Origin of the sequence: Planococcus sp. A6 (assembly GCF_028823615.1) — a bacterium.
In the GTDB taxonomy this organism is placed as follows: Bacteria; Bacillota; Bacilli; order Bacillales_A; family Planococcaceae; genus Planococcus.
In genome coordinates, this window is sequence record NZ_JAPEHT010000010.1 from 26,742 (window position 1) to 44,246 (window position 17,505).

Below are 17,505 nucleotides of genomic sequence, written 5' to 3' on the forward strand. Positions count from 1 at the left end.
CCGTCTGAATGGAGGAGGGCGTCTATGTTAGAGCTGTTGACGGTAGCTATTGCGCCCGGGCTCGCATTGTTCAGTTATTTTTATTTGCGTGATCAATTTGCAGGAGAACCGTCGAAACTGATCTTTCATTGCTTTTTATACGGCGCTCTTCTGACATTCCCTATTCTGTTTATCCAATATGTGTTTGAAGCTGAAGATGTGTTTCAAAACACCTTCGTGAAATCCGTCTTGTTTTCGAGTTTATTGGAAGAGTTCTTCAAGTGGATCGTCCTGCTTGCAGCAGTATTTCGCCATATCGATTTTGAAGACCCGTATGACGGGATTTTATACGGTGCAAGTTTATCGCTCGGATTCGCCACAGTCGAAAACATTTTATATCTACTGGAGTTCGGGCTAGGCGCAGCTTTCCTGCGGGCATTCCTGCCAGTGTCGAGCCATGCCTTATTCGGTGTGGTCATGGGCTTTTATTACGGAAAAGCGAAATTCACCGAAAAAAGGGAGAGCAAATGGTGGCTTGTGGCAGCTTTATTTGCGGGGGCACTTTTGCACATCGCCTATAATGCTTCTCTTTACGCCTACGATAATCTATTGTACGGCGCTGTCCCGTTCATGCTGTTCTTGTGGTGGTTCGGTTTGCGCAAAGTTCGCCAAGCCCACCAGTTATCGGTCAGCCATTACCATAAGCACACCCCTAGTTGATTAGATCAAAAGCCTTCCGTTGGAGGGCTTTTTCTTTTTGTGCTGCTTTGGCTTCTGAACTATTCGCCGGGCGCTTTGATTTTGCCCAAAACCTGTTGCATATTGTGATAAAATGAAATCATTACATAAGATGAGGTGACTGTTTTGACGAAAGCTATACAAATCGCGATCGATGGGCCGGCAGCTGCGGGCAAGAGCACGATCGCTAAAATAGTGGCAGAAAAATTGGGCTATATTTATATCGATACTGGCGCGATGTACCGCGCCATCACGCTGAAGGCGTTGAACGCAGGCATTAACCTGGCGAGCAATGAAGAAGCCGGAGCTTTGCTTGAGGCAACTGAAATCGATTTGATCCCGGTAGAAGGGGGACAGAAAGTGCTGCTCGACGGAGAAGATGTCTCGGAAGCGATCCGCTCCCAGTACGTGACGAAGGCTGTGTCCGAAATGGCTGCCCACGAATTGGTCAGAAAGCGTATGGTCGAGCTTCAACAAAAACTGGCTGAAGATCGCGGCGTCGTCATGGATGGCCGCGACATCGGCACGCATGTCTTGCCGAACGCTGCCCTCAAAGTATTTATGTCGGCCACGGTCGAAGAACGCGCAAGACGCCGCTTCGAGGAAAATAAAAAACGCGATATCTTGACGCCGCTTGTCGAGTTGCAGGAGGAAATCGCCATGCGCGACAAGATGGATTCCGAGCGTGAAGTTGCACCTTTAAAGCAAGCGCATGATGCCGTGTTCTTAGATACGACTCCTTTGACAATCGCAGAAGCGGCGCAAGCTATCCTGAAATTAGCGGAAGAGAGGCTGATGGCATCGTGAATTTGTATGCAATAGGAAAAACGCTCGTGAAGACTGCGCTGAGCCCGATGTATCGTTTCCAGGTCAGCGGAACTGAAAAGTTCCCGAAAACAGGCGGAGTGCTTCTTTGCAGTAATCACATCCATGCACTCGACCCGCCGGTAGTCGGCATGACCGCTCCGAGAACCGTTCATTTCATGGCGAAAGAAGAATTGTTCAAAGCGCCGGTGCTCGGCTCGATCCTTCCGAAGGTCAACGCCTTTCCGGTGAAACGCGGGATGAGTGACAGGGAAGCGCTGCGGACGGCGTTGAAATTGCTGAAAGGCGGGGAAGTCGTCGGGCTGTTTCCAGAAGGTACGCGTTCGACTGACGGCGTATTGAAAAAAGGCTTGAGCGGCGCCGGGTTCTTTGCCCTTCGCGGCAATGCAGACGTCATGCCATGCGCCATCATCGGGCCGTATAAGCCGTTCGGCAAAGTGAAAGTAGTTTACGGCGACCCGATTTTGATGGACCCTTATCGCGAACGAAAAGCTTCCGCAGAAGAAGTGACAGAAGCCATCATGGCCAGTATTCAAAAAATTCTGGATGAAAACACCGGAAATAAGTGATTATTTTTGTTTTTATTAGAGAATTCGAATAAAATAGAAGATGGATAGTTTGTGAAGGAGGGCTACTTATGTCAGAGGATATGAATTTGATGGAAAACCGTGACTTCCAAACAGGAGATCGCGTAAAAGGAATAGTCGCCAAAATCGAGGAAAAAGCGGTGACGGTGACAATTGATGGAGCGCCGTTCGACGGGATCATCCCGATCAGCGAGTTATCGAGCCTCCATATCGAAAAAGCTTCAGACTCGGTCCAAGAAGGAGACGAGCTTGAGTTGATCATCACGAAAGTGGAAGACGAGAACTTTGTGTTGTCGAAACGCAAAGTCGATGCCGAATCCGCTTGGGACGATCTCGAGAAGAAATTCGAATCCGGTGAAATCATCGAAGCGGAAGTGAAGGATGTCGTTAAAGGCGGCTTGGTCATTGACCTCGGCGTGCGCGGTTTTGTGCCGGCTTCACTCGTGGAAGATTATTTCGTCGAATCTTTTGAGGATTACAAAGGCCGCGTCATGACCTTTAAGATTGTCGAAATGGAAAAAGAGAACAACCGCTTGATTCTCTCCCACCGCGCTGTCGTGGAAGGCGAGAAAGAATCCAAGAAAGAACAAGTGATGGATTCGATCAATGCAGGAGACGTGCTTGATGGCAAAGTCCAGCGCATCGCATCATTCGGCGCCTTCGTGGATATCGGCGGAGTGGACGGTCTTGTCCATATTTCCCAATTGTCACACGAGCATGTCGACAAAGTGTCGGACGTCGTGACAGAAGGCCAGGAAGTGAAAGTCAAAGTCCTTTCTGTTGACCGTGACTCCGAACGCATTTCGCTGTCGATCAAGGATACTTTGCCAGGGCCATGGGATGCCATCGACGAGAAGGCACCGAAAGGCTCTGTCCATCAAGGAACAGTGAAACGCCTTGTCAGCTACGGAGCGTTTGTTGAAGTGCTTCCGGGAGTAGAGGGCCTTGTGCACATCTCGCAAATCGCGCACAAGCATATCGCGACGCCTCATGAAGTGCTTCAGGAAGGCCAGGAAGTTGAAGTGAAAGTGCTGGAAGTCAATAAAGAAGACAAGCGCTTGTCCCTCAGCATCAAAGAACTTCAGGAAAAAGAAGCAGAACAGGATTTCTCACAATACGATATGCCGGAAGAAGCATCCGGATTCTCGATTAGTGATGTCATCGGAGATAAATTAAAAGGGTTCAAATCCGAATAAATGTCACGGGCAAAAAGAAAGATGGATCATATCAATTACGCACTGTCCACCGGGCAATGTCGGGCTACTTGGCTCGACTGCGTCCGTTTTGTCCATCAGGCGCTGCCGGGCATCGGCGTCGCTGATGTATCGTTGGAACCCAAAACAGGTGATTTGAAACTAAAATCACCTGTTTTTATTAATGCCATGACCGGAGGCGGTGGTTCCGAGACTTTGCAGCTGAACGCGATGCTTGCGCGGGCTGCAAAAGAAACGGGAATCGCCATGGCGGTCGGTTCGCAGATGGCCGCGCTGAAAGACAAGCAAGAGCGCGAAAGTTATAGCATCGTCCGGAAAGAAAATCCGGACGGGGTCATCTTCGGCAATCTTGGGAGCGAAGCGACTATTGAGCAGGCTTTCGAAGCGGTCGAGATGATTGAAGCGGATGCATTGCAGATTCACTTGAATGTCGTCCAGGAATTGACGATGCCAGAAGGCGACCGGCAGTTCCTCGGGGCGCTCGAGCGCATCGACATGATTGCTGAAGCTTTGAATGTGCCGGTCATCGTCAAAGAAACCGGCTTCGGCATTTCACAAGAAACTGCTGTATCGCTTGACCAGACTCAAGTGGCGGCCATCGATGCAAGCGGCTTTGGCGGCACCAATTTTGCGAGCATTGAAAATGAACGCAGGAAACGCAAGCTAGCTTATTTCGAAGATTGGGGTATCCCGACGGCTGCCGCAATCGTCGAATGCCGACAAGGCTTCAACCGCACGGTATTGGCTTCAGGAGGCCTCCAGGACGCAGGAGACGTCGTCCGGGCATTGCGGCTCGGTGCAGATGCTGCAGGCATCGCAGGCAGTTTCCTGAAGCATGCAGTCAGTCTCGGGGAATCCGGCTTGATCGAAGAGATCGATGGGCTCCACGAAGATTTGCGCATGCTGATGACCGCACTCGGCGCCCGTACAATTGAAGATATCCGCTCCGCCCCTGCTGTTATCAATGGGGAATTGCTTTCCTATTTGCAGCAAAGAGGCTTTGAGACGGAACATTTTGCAGTTCCTTTGAAAAACTGAATATTGGACAATTTAAGGGGATGGACATTATTCAGATGCCATCCTCTTTTTCGTGTATAATAGGCTTATCAGAAGTGGAAGGATGAATTAATTATGTCAAAACCGGTAGTAGCAATTGTTGGCCGGCCGAATGTAGGAAAATCCACGATTTTTAATCGCGTGGTAGGAGAACGCGTCTCCATCGTGGAAGATATTCCAGGGGTTACGCGTGACCGCATCTACAGCTCGGCAGATTGGCTGACGCATGAATTCAATATCATTGATACAGGAGGGATTGACCTTAGCGACGAGCCGTTCCTTGAACAGATCCGCAGCCAGGCAGAAGTGGCGATGGATGAAGCGGATGTCATCATCTTTCTCGTCAACGGGCGGGACGGCGTGACGGAACAGGACGAACAAGTAGCGAGAATCCTGTACCGCACGAAAAAACCTGTGGTGTTGGCTGTCAATAAAATTGACAATCCCGATATGCGCCACATGATCTATGATTTTTATTCCCTTGGAATCGGCGAACCTTACCCGGTTTCAGGATCGCACGGGCTTGGCCTGGGCGATCTGTTGGATGAAGTAGCGAAGCACTTCCCGAAAGAGGACGAAGAAGAATATCCGGACAATGTCATCAAGTTTTCATTGATCGGGCGCCCGAACGTCGGGAAATCTTCATTGGTCAATGCATTCCTTGGCGAAGACCGTGTCATTGTCAGTGAAGTGGCCGGAACAACACGTGATGCCGTGGATACGCAGTATGAATATGATGAACAGCCGTATGTCATCATCGACACGGCAGGCATGCGCAAAAAAGGGAAAGTATATGAAAGCACGGAAAAATACAGCGTATTGCGCGCTTTGCGCGCGATTGAACGTTCCGACGTTGTCCTGGTCGTCCTGAACGCTGAAGAAGGCATCCAGGAACAAGACAAGAAAATTGCGGGTTATGCCCATGAAGCAGGGAAAGCAATCGTCATCGTCGTCAATAAATGGGATGCCCTGAAAAAAGACGACAAGACTTTGAACAAATTCACGCAGCAAATCCGTGAGCATTTCTTGTTCTTGGATTATGCCCCGATCATTTTCGTTTCCGCGCTCAGCGGGCAGCGTGTGCACAACATCCTTGACATCATCAACCGCGTCAATGACAATCATTCACGCCGCATCCAGTCGAGCATTCTCAATGAAGTGATCGAAGATGCTGTAGCGATGAACCCGGCACCGTCCGACAAAGGGCGACGTCTGCGTCTTTATTATGTGACGCAAGTGGCAGTCAAGCCGCCGACTTTCGTGGTGTTCGTCAACGAACCAGAATTGATGCACTTTAGCTACGAACGCTTCTTGCAGAACCGCATCCGGGAAAGCTTTGATTTCGAAGGCACGCCATTGCGGTTGATTACGCGCGCACGTACCTAAATTCAATCAGCAGGTGTTTCTACTTTCCTGTTGATGTTAATTGATCCAATCGGACTTTACGGAATATCATGGCTCCCACTTGAAGAGGTGGGAGTTTGGTTTTCTGCTAAAGCAGGATAAAGGAGAGATAAAGATGGAAAAAGTCACTGTATTTGGTGCAGGGAGTTGGGGAACGGCGCTCAGTTATGTGCTGGCGCAAAATGGCCATGATCTTCTATTATGGACCCATCGCCAAGACCAAGCGGATGAGATCAATCAACATACAAATAAGCGCTATTTAAAAGAGACCATTTTACCGGAGTCTTTAAAAGCGACAGCGAGCCTGGATGAAGCAGTGGCACATGCTGATATTTTCGTATTGGCGGTACCCACAAAAGCCATTCGTGAAGTTTCGCGGGATATCCGCGGGCGGATGACGAAAAAAGGCTTGTTCGTCCATGTTTCTAAAGGCATCGAACCGGATTCACTCAAACGGATCAGCGAGATGATCCGTGAAGAAATCCCGGCTGAGCTGATCGAGGAAGTCGTCATTTTGTCCGGTCCAAGCCATGCAGAAGAAGTTGTGCAGGAGCATCCGACAACGGTCACCGCAGCGTGCGAAAATACGCAAGCGGCAAACCGTGTACAGGATCTGTTCATGAACTCCTATTTCCGCGTCTACACGAATACCGATGTGATCGGAGTGGAAATTGGCGGGGCATTAAAGAATATCATCGCTTTAGCGGTCGGGATTACAGACGGCCTCGGCTATGGAGATAATGCGAAAGCGGCCATCATGACGCGCGGCCTTGCTGAAATTGCGCGTCTCGGCGTCAAGATGGGTGCAACACCGCTGACCTTCTCGGGCTTATCAGGTGTCGGTGACTTGATTGTTACATGTACGAGCGTCCATTCACGCAATTGGCGGGCAGGCAATATGCTCGGCAAAGGCAAGAGCGTCGATGAGGTGCTGGCTGAAATGGGGATGGTCGTCGAAGGGATCCGGACTACGAAAGCTGCCCATCAATTGGCCGCTGAATACAAAGTGCCCATGCCGATAACGGAAGCTTTGTATGCGGTGTTGTTTGAAGGCGTCAAGCCGGAGAATGCCGTGGAAGAGCTGATGGGGCGTATGAAGAAAAATGAGATGGAAGATTTAATCGACTTGCTGTAATTGTCACAAACGGAGGGGCTGCTTGCTGCTGCCCCTTCTTTTTTTATGCTATACTATGGACTGAAACTCCACGAAAGGCGGCTTATTCATGAGTTCTTTGGATAAAATGTGGGTATCGTTTGCAGGCATCGCTTTTTTGATCATTTCCATGGGGATGATTTATTTGAGCCGGTACAAATTGCAAAACGGCATCCTGAAATTTCTATTTGCGCTGATCGCGTACGTTCTGCTGATCCTGGGCTTCTTTATTATGGTTTTCACTGTATTCAGCGGACCGACCGGTGGCGCCTGAGGGGATGGACATAATGAAAAAAACAACAGCGTTGCTGCTCGTCCTGCTGACGGCAAGCCTGCTAACGGCTTGTGCGTATCCCAGTAGCGAGCGGGCGGAAAATCAGATTCCCTATGAAGATCAGTTAGCCACTGCGCAACAAGCGGTTGAACGCTACCAAGAGGCCAATAGTGGCTTATTGCCGATCAAGACGCGAGATATGGACGTTGACCAATTCATCAAATACCCTATCGACTTTTCGAAAGTCGTACCGGAATTTACAGCGGAGATTCCGAGCAACGCATTTGAAGTCGGCGGAATCTACCAATACGTCTTGATGGATGTTGAGGAAAATCCGACCGTCAAGCTCGTCGACTTGCGGGTAGCGGAAGGCATTCGTTCTGTCAATGTCAGAAAGAGCGCGAATGGCGGCAGGGCCCCAATCTCCGAAATCATTGCCGATAATGTCTACAAATTCAATCACGAAGCAATGGGCTTCAGTGAAGAGCCGATGGTACAAAGCCCATATAGCGGCAAGATGCTGCCGATGGTCATCACTGGGCAAGGTGATGTGTATATCGATTATTCCATTGATTTGTATGAAGCGATCCAAAACTATGAGGGCGAACTCGAGCAAGGGCAGGATATCCGTTTTATCCTCTACGAAAACAGCCCGGTCGTGCCAGCTTATTCGCTTCCGTATACCATCGATGAAAATGGTGAGCCCATTTTTCTGACGGATGAAAAAGCCTGATACAGCACGGATTTGCCCGAAATCCACATGTTTTTGAAAATATTGGGAGTATTTGGTGGTTTTCTTTGAAATGCGGCCTATTTGTTGTTGCTATGCGATTTTCGTTGTGATACTCTTTTTACAGGATTGATGGCAAGCATCCCCTTTGAGAGGAGGTGAATAGCATGAACAAAACAGAATTAGTGAACTCTGTTGCAGAAGCGGCTGAACTTTCTCGTAAAGATGCTGCGAAAGCAGTTGACGCTGCATTTGAAGCGATTCAAGATGCTCTAACTAAAGGTGACAAAGTACAATTGATCGGATTCGGTAACTTTGAAGTTCGTGAGCGCGCGGCCCGTAAAGGACGCAATCCACAAACAGGTGCTGAAATCGAGATCGCCGCAAGCAAAGTTCCTGCCTTTAAGCCAGGTAAAGCACTTAAAGACGCAGTGAAATAAGCTTCGGCTACTGTACATAGAATGGCTTTTGCGAGATCTAATCTTGCAAAGGCCATTCTTTTTTTCGGCCACGTTTTTGCCAATACCCCCCGTAAATGCTACAATTCAGGTGAGAAAAGCGGAGTTGTCTCTCGGCTCAGCAGAAATAGGCGCGTGAAACTGCAATGTTCAATGGCTGCTTTCAACCGCTGCCCCAAATAGAGTGATTTTTCTACAGGAGGAAACAATGTGATAGATATGAAAAGCCATAACGTAGATCTGGATAAAATAGAGCAAGCTGTCGGGATGATTTTGGAGGCAGTCGGAGAAGATGTCGGCCGTGAAGGGCTGCAGGATACCCCGAAGCGCGTCGCGAAAATGTATGCGGAAGTTTTTGCGGGATTAAAGGAAGACCCGAAAGAATATTTCCGCACAGTGTTTCACGAAAATCACGAAGAACTTGTATTGGTTAAGGATATTCCGTTCTATTCGATGTGTGAGCATCATTTGGTGCCATTTTTCGGGAAAGCGCATATCGCCTATATCCCGCGTGACGGAGTGGTCACAGGGCTCAGTAAATTGGCGAGAGCTGTTGAAACAGTCGCAAAACGCCCTCAGTTGCAGGAGCGCATCACTTCTACCATTGCCGATTCAATGATGGAAACCTTGAACCCCCACGGCGTATACGTCATGGTCGAAGCCGAACATATGTGCATGACGATGCGCGGCATCAAGAAGCCAGGTTCGAAGACCGTTACGGCTGTGTCAAGAGGGATATTGGAGACAGACGACATCAAACGTTCGGAAGTCATTACTTATATCAATATGGACTAATAAACTAGAAAAGCAGGTGTAGACAATGGCACAAACTGAATATGTGGTGATCCGTGCACAAGAGGACGGAGTCAACGTCATCGGGCTGACGCGCGGAAATGACACGAAATTCCATCATACGGAAAAGCTCGACCGCGGCGAAGTGATGATCGCCCAATTCACCGAACATACATCGGCGATGAAAATTCGCGGCAAAGCGGAAATCCATTCCGCACATGGCATCATTGAGAGCGACGCGAAAAAATAAGCGTTAATGGTGAAGGCCATAAGGGCAATATGCTATAATATGAGCTATGGCTAACCTATGAATGGAGCAGGCAGTATGAACGGACAACAAATACAATCCAAAATCATCTCCATGGAAATCGACGTACTAAAAGCAGTCCGCCAACGAACGCTAGACCAGTTGACGGAAGGGCCTTTTGTTAAGGAAGCGCGCCTGTTTTTCTTGCTGCTGCCGTTTTTTAACGGAGAGCAATGGTCGGACAAAATGGAGACAAGCGCCCGGACAGTGGCAATCGTCTACGCTGCGCTGCACGCACACGACCGGGTGAAAGAAGAAATGCCCATTAGCAAAGAACAGCAGCTGACAGTACTTGCCGGAGATTTTTACAGCGGCATCTACTATCAATTGCTGGCTGAAGGGAAAAATATCGAAATGGTTCAAAAGCTTGCTACGGCAATTATCCAGGTGAGCGAAAAGAAAGCCTCTTTCCATGAACTTGCGATCCAGCAACCGGAACAAGTGGAAGAAACGGCGACAGTGATCGAAACAGCTTTGCTGAATGCGTTCTATAAAGAAAATGGCTTTGGCCATTATAAGCAGCTGATGGAACAATCCTTGTTGTATATTCGCTACACAGAAGAGCTGGAAACGCTGAAGAAAGGCGAGTTCAGTTATCTTCTGAAATTGCTCAGCAGATCATTGGTTCATTCGACATTTATCGAGCGCTGGCTCGTTGGCCGCCTGGAGGCTTTGGGCAATGAAATACTGGAGTCCATCAATGATTGCGAACTGGATTTTGAACTCAAAAATATATTGCTCCACCAAATTATTCCGCATCGGCATAGCGCTGAACCGCTGACGCGAGAAGGATGACGATGATGCAGAAAACGAAAGAACAACGAGTTCACGAAGTGTTTGAAAAAATTTCCGAAAACTATGACCAGATGAATTCGGTCATCAGCTTTCAGCAACACAATAAATGGCGCAACGACACGATGCACAAAATGCAAGTAGCGAAAGGCGCGGCTTGCATCGATGTTTGCTGCGGCACGGCAGACTGGACGATTGCACTTGGAGAAGCTGCAGGGCCTACCGGTCGTGTGGTCGGGTTGGACTTCAGCCAGAACATGCTGAATGTCGGTCATCAAAAAACAGCCCATATGCCTCAAGTCGAATTGGTGCAAGGAAACGCGATGTCTTTGCCTTACCCAGACAATTCATTCGATTTTGCGACCATCGGTTTTGGGCTGCGCAATGTGCCGGACTACGAACAGGTGCTATCAGAAATGCACAGAGTCTTGAAACCTGGGGGCATGATTGCCTGCTTGGAGACTTCACAGCCTGAAAGCTTTGTATTCAAGCCGTTTTTCCGGATGTATTTCCGTTTTGTCATGCCAGTATTCGGCAAGCTTTTTGCGAAAAGCTATAAAGAGTATTCGTGGCTTCAGGAATCAGCAAAAACATTCCCAGGCATGAAAGAGCTTGCGAAACTGTTCAGCAAGGTCGGCTTCGACAAAGTCAAATACAAACCGTACTCAGGAGGGGCTGCTGCCCTCCACATGGGATTGAAAAAGTAAACAAGCGGGAGAAGGTTATTAAGTGGAAAAGATGAAGTTGAAATTGCTCTATTCCGACCTGAAACCGGAGCTAGAACTAATCGAAAAAGAACTGGAACAGGCAGTGGATTCCGAATCCCTTCTATTAAATGATGCTTCTCTTCATTTATTGCAGGCCGGAGGAAAACGGATCCGCCCTGTTTTTGTTTTGCTTGCCGGAAAATTCGGGGATTATGATATCGAATTGCTGAAGCGGGTCGCTGTGCCTTTGGAACTTATACATATGGCATCTTTGGTCCACGATGATGTCATAGATGATTCAGAGATTCGCAGAGGCCGCCCGACCGTTAAGTCGGAATGGAATAATAGCGTGGCGATGTATACAGGCGATTTCATTTTGGCCAGGGCGCTGGAACGCATTACGGAAATCGAATCGCCAAGAATCCATGATATTCTGTCGAAGACATTGATCGAAGTGTGCCGCGGCGAAATTATTCAGATCGAAGACAAGTATAGGCTTGACCAAAGCTTGCGGGATTATTTGCGGCGCATTAAACGCAAAACCGCATTATTGATTTCTTCCAGCTGTGAATTGGGGGCCTTAGTGGCAGGAACCGATGAGAAAACTGCAGCGCATTTGCGCCGTTTTGGTTATTTCATCGGCATGTCGTTCCAAATTATCGACGACATCCTCGATTTCACAGCCAGCGACCAGGAATTGGGCAAGCCGGCTGGCAGCGATTTTATTCAAGGCAATATTACTTTGCCGATTTTATATGCGCGCCAGAATCCGCAGATCTATCAGATGCTCCGTGACAATTTGAACCAGGACATTTCAGATGAAAAACGCCTGGAAATCGTCCGCACGATCCGCACAAGCAGCGCGGTCGATGAAGCGAAGCGGATGAGTGAACGTTATTTGGAAAAGGCGCTGAAAGAACTGGACTATTTGCCGAAAGGCCCCGCGATGAAAACGATGCGCAAAATCGCCTTCTTCATCGGCAAGCGAAAGTTTTAGTTTCCAGTTGACAAATGATCGGACAATGATAGTATTTTTTAAGGTGGGCAATGTGCCCGAGCTTTTTAACAGAGGAGTGTTCTATAATGGAAAAAACATTTTTGATGGTAAAACCTGATGGTGTCCAACGCAATGTCATCGGTGAAATCGTTTCCCGTTTTGAGAAAAAAGGCTATCATTTGGCAGGCGCTAAATTGATGCAAATCCCGACTGAGCTTGCTGAACAGCATTACGGTGAGCACAAAGAGCGCCCATTCTTCGGCGAACTTGTAGACTTCATCACTTCTGGACCAGTCTTCGCAATGGTTTGGGAAGGCGAAAACGTCATCTTGACTGCGCGTCAAATGATGGGAGCTACTAACCCGAAAGATGCAGCTCCAGGAACGATCCGCGGCGACTTCGCAGTCACTGTCGGCAAAAACATGATCCACGGTTCCGATTCAGCTGAAAGCGCTGAGCGCGAAATCGGCTTGTTCTTCAAAGAAGAAGAATTGGTATCTTACGAAAAAACAATGAACAGCTGGGTCAACTGATCCAACTATTGAAAATGCGGCCGCGCAATCGGCCGCATTTTTTTATTTTAAGGAGCGATTGGAGAAACAAAAAGTGCACAAATAAATAGAAAAATGAAAGCGATTACTTTTGGTGGCAGGGGTTTATTGCTATTCGAATGTTTAGTTTTCTTCATATTTAGGATAGAATTGAACAAATGCCATATGGTATAGTGTTACTTAAATACTTTAGCACGTTGAAGGGAGAAAGCGTACATGCGTTACTTAACAGCAGGAGAATCTCACGGTCCACAATTGACCGCCATTATTGAAGGGTTGCCAGCGCAATTGCCTTTGACGGCGGAAATGATCAATAAAGAGTTGAAACGGCGTCAGGGAGGCCATGGCCGCGGCCGCCGCATGCAAATCGAGACAGATACGGTAGAGATCGTTTCAGGCGTCCGCCACGGGAAGACTTTGGGCTCTCCTGTCGCACTTGTCGTCAAGAACGACGACTGGAAGCATTGGACGAATGTCATGGGGATCGAACCGATCGAAGAAACCGATGAAGTGAAACGCCAATTAACACGCCCGCGCCCTGGGCATGCTGATCTGAACGGCGGCATGAAGTATGGGCACCGTGACCTCCGGAATGTATTGGAACGCTCTTCTGCACGGGAAACGACAGTGCGCGTAGCAGTTGGCGCAGTAGCCAAGCAGCTACTCTCAGAACTCGGCGTCAAAATCGTGTCACACGTGACAGAAATTGGCGGCATTAAAGTCGACCCGACAAGCTACATAGGAAAATCCGCAGATGAGATCCGGGCGATCGTCGAAGAGGATGCCGTCTATTGCGCAGACTCTTCAAAAACAAAAGAAATGAAAACGGCGACTCGATCGGCGGTACTGTAGAAGTCATCGTGGAAGGCATGCCAGCCGGAATTGGCAGTTATGTGCATTATGACCGTAAACTGGATGCGAAAATCGCAGCTTCCGTCATGAGCATCAACGCATTCAAGGGCGTAGAGTTCGGCCTTGGATTCGAAATGGCGCGCCGCCCGGGCAGTGAAGTCCATGATGAAATCATTTGGGATGAAGAAGCGGGATATACCCGCAGCACGAACAACCTTGGTGGCTTTGAAGGCGGGATGACGACGGGCATGCCGATCATCGTCCGCGGTGTCATGAAGCCGATCCCAACGCTCTATAAACCTTTGAAGAGCGTGGACATCGAAACAAAAGAGCCGTTCCAGGCAAGCATCGAACGCTCAGACAGCTGTGCGGTTCCGGCAGCGTCGATCGTGGCAGAACACGTCGTCGCCTTTGAAGCGGCAAATGCATTACTTGAACAATTCGACGCGGACCAATTGCCGCGGCTGAAAGAGAACATCGAAAGCTATAAAGCCTATACAAAGGAGTTTTAATCCATGAGGGAGTTGCGGGTCGAGACCGAACATCCATATACGGTGCATATCGGACAAGGAGCGGTCAAGCTGCTGGCAAAGCACTATCGTGATTTGCTCGCTGCAGCTGACCAAGTCGTCGTAATCGCAGATAGCCAAGTGGCTGAACTGCATTTGCCGCAGCTACTCGAGGCGCTGGAGGATTTTCAGCCGAAAGTTTTCCGCGTCCCAGCAGGTGAAGGAGCGAAATCAGCCGAAAGTTTTATGGATTGCCATAGCTTTTTGCTTTCGGAGAATTGCTCGCGAAATACGGTCATTCTCGCATTTGGGGGAGGCGCAGTCGGGGATCTGGCTGGCTTTGTCGCATCGACTTTCATGCGCGGAGTGCCTTTTATCCAAGTGCCGACAACGATCTTGGCCCATGATAGCGCTGTGGGTGGCAAAACCGCCATCAACCATCCGCTCGGCAAGAACATGATCGGCACCTTCTATCAGCCGCGTGCGGTCATCTACGACGGCGACTTTCTCCAGACATTGCCTGAAAATGAAATTCGTTCAGGGATGGCTGAAGTAATCAAGCATGCATTCATTTCGAATGAAGGCTGGCTGGATGAACTGATGGGTTATCAAGATTTCAGCATGATGTCCGGAAAGGAACTCGAAGGGCATCTGGAAAAAGGGATCGCCGTCAAATCGGCGATTGTTGAAGAAGATGAGTTTGAAGGCGGTGTCCGCAAGTTCCTCAATTTCGGCCATACGCTGGCCCATGCCATCGAAGCACATTTGGGTTATGGCAAACTGACCCATGGAGAAGCAGTAGTGCTTGGCATGGCCTATGCACTTGAATTGTCCGAAAGCCCCGAGTTGCCGCGTTTCTTGAATTGGGCGAAAGTGAACCGTTATCCGCTCGAGCTATTGGTTAATATGCCATTCGATGAACTATTGCCTTATATGAAAAAAGACAAAAAATCGACCGCTGCTGCACTGAACTTCGTATTGCTTGGCGCAGTGGGCCGGCCATATATTGAAACGGTTCCAGAACAACGAGCACAAGCGGCTTACGACAAGCTGAGAAAAACGATCAAGGAGATGATCTGATGATTCGAGGAGTCAGAGGCGCCATCACCATCACAAAAGATGAGGCGCCCGAAATTTTGGAGCAAACGCGTCGCCTGGTCTTGGAAATGGCCAAAGAAAACGGCATCGAACCGGATGAAGTGGCTTCGGTCATCGTATCGACGACGACGGATATTTCTGCAGCTTTTCCTGCAAAAGCCGTGCGCACTATCGAAGGCTGGACGTATGTGCCGGTCATGTGTACGCATGAAATGGATGTACCCGGCAGCATGCCGCTATGCATTCGCGTGATGATGCACGTCAATACAAAACTTGCACAGGATAAAATCCAGCACATCTACATGAATGATGCTGTCAAACTGCGTCCTGATCTATCCCAGAAAAGTCAGGTGAGCCAAGCGTGAAAACAGAAGTCCTCATTATCGGCCTCGGATTGATTGGCGGATCGTTAGCAAAAGCATTGCAGCGCAATGAAGATGTTCATGTATCGGGCTATGATGCGGACGCATTGACTGCCAGAAAAGCTTTCAAAATGGGCATCATCCAAAGCTCGCCGCCTTCTCTTGAGCAGGCAGCGGCTGCGGCTGATGTCATCGTTTTTGCTACGCCCGTCGGAGCAACTGTCAAATTAATGGAACGAAGTAAATACTGGGATTTAAAAGAAAATGTCATTTTGACAGACACTGGTAGCACGAAAGTCCAAATTATGGAAGCTGCAGAAAAGTTGGAGCATACCTTTATCGGCGGCCACCCGATGGCCGGTTCCCATAAAAGCGGTGTCGAAGCCGCCAAAGAAGTGCTTTTTGAAAATGCCTTCTATATCTTGACGCCCGGCAAAGAGACGGCTGAGAAAGACGTTGAGAAACTGGTGGGGCTATTGTCGGTCACCAAAGCGAAGATCAAAGTACTCGAAGCAAAAGAACACGATCATATGACGGCGATCGTCAGCCATTTCCCTCACTTGATCGCTGCTGCTCTGGTTCATCAACTGGACCGTGAAGAGCAATTTCCGTTCGCGCGGCAGCTCGCAGCGGGTGGATTCCGCGATACGACGCGAATCGCTTCGGCGAACCCGGATATGTGGCGTGACATCACGACGCAAAACAATGAGATGATTGTCGAACAGCTGGACCACTGGATGGACCAGATGACGCATTTGCGCGAGATCTTGCAGAAGAACGAGCCCGAACCGATTCACCGCTTTTTCGCGAAAGCGAAGGAGACACGTGATGAACTGCCGGTTGCAGGGCACGGTGCCATGTATTCGGTATTTGATTTGTATATCGATATCCCAGATGTGCCGGGAATCATCTCAGAAATGACGGGCTATCTGGCAGAAGCCGGCATCAGCATCGTCAATTTGAGGATTTTGGAGACGCGTGAAGATGTCTTCGGGATTCTTGTCCTTAGTTTCCAGACAGCGGAAGACCGGGAAAGTGCGCAACGCGTCTTTTCCGAACGAACCGCTTATGATACGTATATCTCCTGAAAGGAATGAAAATCATGTCCAAAACGATCAGTTACGCAAAACCTGTGCTAACGGGCAGCGTTCAAGTGCCCGGCGATAAGTCCATCTCACACCGGGCCATCATGTTCGGCGCACTGGCACAGGGAACGACGACCATCGAAGGTTTCTTGATGGGAGATGACTGCCTGAGCACCATCAGCTGCTTCCGTTCTCTGGGAATCGATATCCAAATAGATGGCGAACACGTGACAGTGACAAGCGGTGGCAGGAAAGCCTGGAAAGAGCCAGATGTCGTATTGGATACCGGAAATTCCGGCACGACGACGCGCTTGATGCTCGGTTTGCTCGCAGGTACTGATTTCCATTCGGTCATGGCAGGGGACGAATCCATCGCACGCCGCCCAATGAAACGCATCGTTGAACCGCTGCGTTTGATGGGTGCGGATATCCGCGGGCGCGCCAATGGGCATTTCACGCCGCTCGCCGTTCAAGGGACAGCTCTTCAGGCAATCGACTATACGATGCCTGTTGCAAGCGCACAGGTGAAATCGGCAGTGCTGCTTGCAGGTCTGTCGGCGCAAGGGACCACGACCATCCACGAACCGGTTCCGTCGCGCGACCATACGGAAATTATGCTGAAGCATTTCGGAGCGGACATCTCCCGCAACGGCGACATCATTTCATTGACTGGCGGACAGGAGCTGCATGCTGCGCATGTCCAAGTGCCAGGCGATATCTCCTCCGCTGCTTTTATTATCGGTGCGGCGCTCATTGCTGAAGGCAGCGAAATCCAATTGAAAAACGTTGGCGTCAACCCAACGCGTACAGGCTTGCTTGATGTGTTCAAAGCCATGGGCGCGGACATCCAAGCAAGCGGCCATAAATCCGAAGGGGAAGAAGCTGCAGATTTGACGGTCCGCAGCACTCTCTTGACGGGCACGGACATCGGCGGCGATGTCATTCCACGATTGATCGACGAAATCCCGTTGATTGCACTTGTGGCGACCCAGGCGCAAGGAAAGACCGTCATCCGCGATGCGGAAGAATTGCGCG

20 protein-coding genes and 1 pseudogene are annotated in these 17,505 nt (G+C 49.4%); all 21 read left to right on the forward strand.

Going from position 1 to position 17,505, the window contains the following annotated elements; all coding sequences use genetic code 11:
- Window positions 1–24 precede the first annotated feature (24 nt).
- A complete protein-coding gene (prsW, locus tag ON064_RS02825; RefSeq protein ID WP_274623529.1) occupies window positions 25–699 on the forward strand; it encodes a glutamic-type intramembrane protease PrsW in 675 nt (224 codons plus the stop codon).
- A gap of 144 nt (window positions 700–843) precedes the next feature.
- Entirely contained in the window at window positions 844–1,524 is a 681-nt protein-coding gene (gene cmk / locus ON064_RS02830) for a (d)CMP kinase (protein WP_274623530.1), read from the forward strand.
- The gene (locus tag ON064_RS02835) at window positions 1,521–2,111 is read left to right on the forward strand and encodes a lysophospholipid acyltransferase family protein (protein ID WP_274623531.1); all 591 of its coding nucleotides are present in this window, start codon (window positions 1,521–1,523) and stop codon (window positions 2,109–2,111) included. The genes cmk and ON064_RS02835 overlap by 4 nt, the downstream gene beginning before the upstream one ends.
- Before the next feature lie 68 nt (window positions 2,112–2,179).
- The gene (gene rpsA, locus ON064_RS02840; protein ID WP_058380553.1) at window positions 2,180–3,325 is read left to right on the forward strand and encodes a 30S ribosomal protein S1; all 1,146 of its coding nucleotides are present in this window, start codon (window positions 2,180–2,182) and stop codon (window positions 3,323–3,325) included.
- Window positions 3,326–4,381: a type 2 isopentenyl-diphosphate Delta-isomerase gene (fni, locus tag ON064_RS02845; RefSeq protein WP_274623532.1), complete on the forward strand. Its 1,056-nt coding sequence runs from the start codon at window positions 3,326–3,328 to the stop codon at window positions 4,379–4,381.
- Window positions 4,382–4,474: 93 nt separating this feature from the next.
- The gene (gene der / locus ON064_RS02850; protein ID WP_274623533.1) at window positions 4,475–5,785 is read left to right on the forward strand and encodes a ribosome biogenesis GTPase Der; all 1,311 of its coding nucleotides are present in this window, start codon (window positions 4,475–4,477) and stop codon (window positions 5,783–5,785) included.
- A 133-nt stretch (window positions 5,786–5,918) separates the two neighbouring features.
- On the forward strand, window positions 5,919–6,938 hold the full coding sequence (locus ON064_RS02855; protein ID WP_274623534.1) for an NAD(P)H-dependent glycerol-3-phosphate dehydrogenase: 1,020 nt from the start codon (window positions 5,919–5,921) through the stop codon (window positions 6,936–6,938).
- Between the two features lie 88 nt (window positions 6,939–7,026).
- A complete protein-coding gene (locus ON064_RS02860; protein ID WP_058380557.1) occupies window positions 7,027–7,230 on the forward strand; it encodes a DUF2768 domain-containing protein in 204 nt (67 codons plus the stop codon).
- A gap of 13 nt (window positions 7,231–7,243) precedes the next feature.
- Window positions 7,244–7,963, forward strand: coding sequence for a hypothetical protein (locus ON064_RS02865; RefSeq protein ID WP_121297583.1), 720 nt, complete (start codon window positions 7,244–7,246; stop codon window positions 7,961–7,963).
- Window positions 7,964–8,127: 164 nt separating this feature from the next.
- The gene (locus ON064_RS02870) at window positions 8,128–8,400 is read left to right on the forward strand and encodes an HU family DNA-binding protein (RefSeq protein WP_052651392.1); all 273 of its coding nucleotides are present in this window, start codon (window positions 8,128–8,130) and stop codon (window positions 8,398–8,400) included.
- A 237-nt stretch (window positions 8,401–8,637) separates the two neighbouring features.
- Entirely contained in the window at window positions 8,638–9,213 is a 576-nt protein-coding gene (gene folE, locus ON064_RS02875) for a GTP cyclohydrolase I FolE (protein ID WP_167456523.1), read from the forward strand.
- 25 nt (window positions 9,214–9,238) lie between these two features.
- Window positions 9,239–9,460, forward strand: coding sequence for a trp RNA-binding attenuation protein MtrB (mtrB, locus tag ON064_RS02880; RefSeq protein WP_058380559.1), 222 nt, complete (start codon window positions 9,239–9,241; stop codon window positions 9,458–9,460).
- Window positions 9,461–9,535: 75 nt separating this feature from the next.
- Window positions 9,536–10,312 carry a heptaprenyl diphosphate synthase component 1 gene (locus ON064_RS02885; RefSeq protein WP_274623535.1) on the forward strand — a complete coding sequence of 259 codons (777 nt, stop codon included), beginning with the start codon at window positions 9,536–9,538 and terminating at the stop codon, window positions 10,310–10,312.
- Between the two features lie 5 nt (window positions 10,313–10,317).
- On the forward strand, window positions 10,318–11,016 hold the full coding sequence (locus tag ON064_RS02890) for a demethylmenaquinone methyltransferase (protein WP_274623539.1): 699 nt from the start codon (window positions 10,318–10,320) through the stop codon (window positions 11,014–11,016).
- A gap of 22 nt (window positions 11,017–11,038) precedes the next feature.
- Window positions 11,039–12,013, forward strand: coding sequence for a heptaprenyl diphosphate synthase component II (gene hepT / locus ON064_RS02895; protein WP_121297580.1), 975 nt, complete (start codon window positions 11,039–11,041; stop codon window positions 12,011–12,013).
- Window positions 12,014–12,099: 86 nt separating this feature from the next.
- The gene (gene ndk, locus ON064_RS02900) at window positions 12,100–12,546 is read left to right on the forward strand and encodes a nucleoside-diphosphate kinase (protein WP_058380561.1); all 447 of its coding nucleotides are present in this window, start codon (window positions 12,100–12,102) and stop codon (window positions 12,544–12,546) included.
- Between the two features lie 234 nt (window positions 12,547–12,780).
- Window positions 12,781–13,928 (forward strand): annotated as a pseudogene (gene aroC, locus ON064_RS02905) (chorismate synthase).
- 3 nt (window positions 13,929–13,931) lie between these two features.
- A complete protein-coding gene (gene aroB, locus ON064_RS02910; RefSeq protein ID WP_274623536.1) occupies window positions 13,932–15,005 on the forward strand; it encodes a 3-dehydroquinate synthase in 1,074 nt (357 codons plus the stop codon).
- Complete coding sequence (gene aroH / locus ON064_RS02915) at window positions 15,005–15,388, forward strand: chorismate mutase (RefSeq protein WP_068869297.1); 384 nt, start codon at window positions 15,005–15,007, stop codon at window positions 15,386–15,388. Before aroB ends, aroH begins: the two co-directional genes overlap by 1 nt.
- Window positions 15,385–16,473 carry a prephenate dehydrogenase gene (locus tag ON064_RS02920; RefSeq protein WP_274623537.1) on the forward strand — a complete coding sequence of 363 codons (1,089 nt, stop codon included), beginning with the start codon at window positions 15,385–15,387 and terminating at the stop codon, window positions 16,471–16,473. Before aroH ends, ON064_RS02920 begins: the two co-directional genes overlap by 4 nt.
- A 14-nt stretch (window positions 16,474–16,487) precedes the next feature.
- A partial coding sequence (aroA, locus tag ON064_RS02925) for a 3-phosphoshikimate 1-carboxyvinyltransferase (RefSeq protein ID WP_274623538.1) occupies window positions 16,488–17,505 on the forward strand: 1,018 nt, incomplete at its 3' end.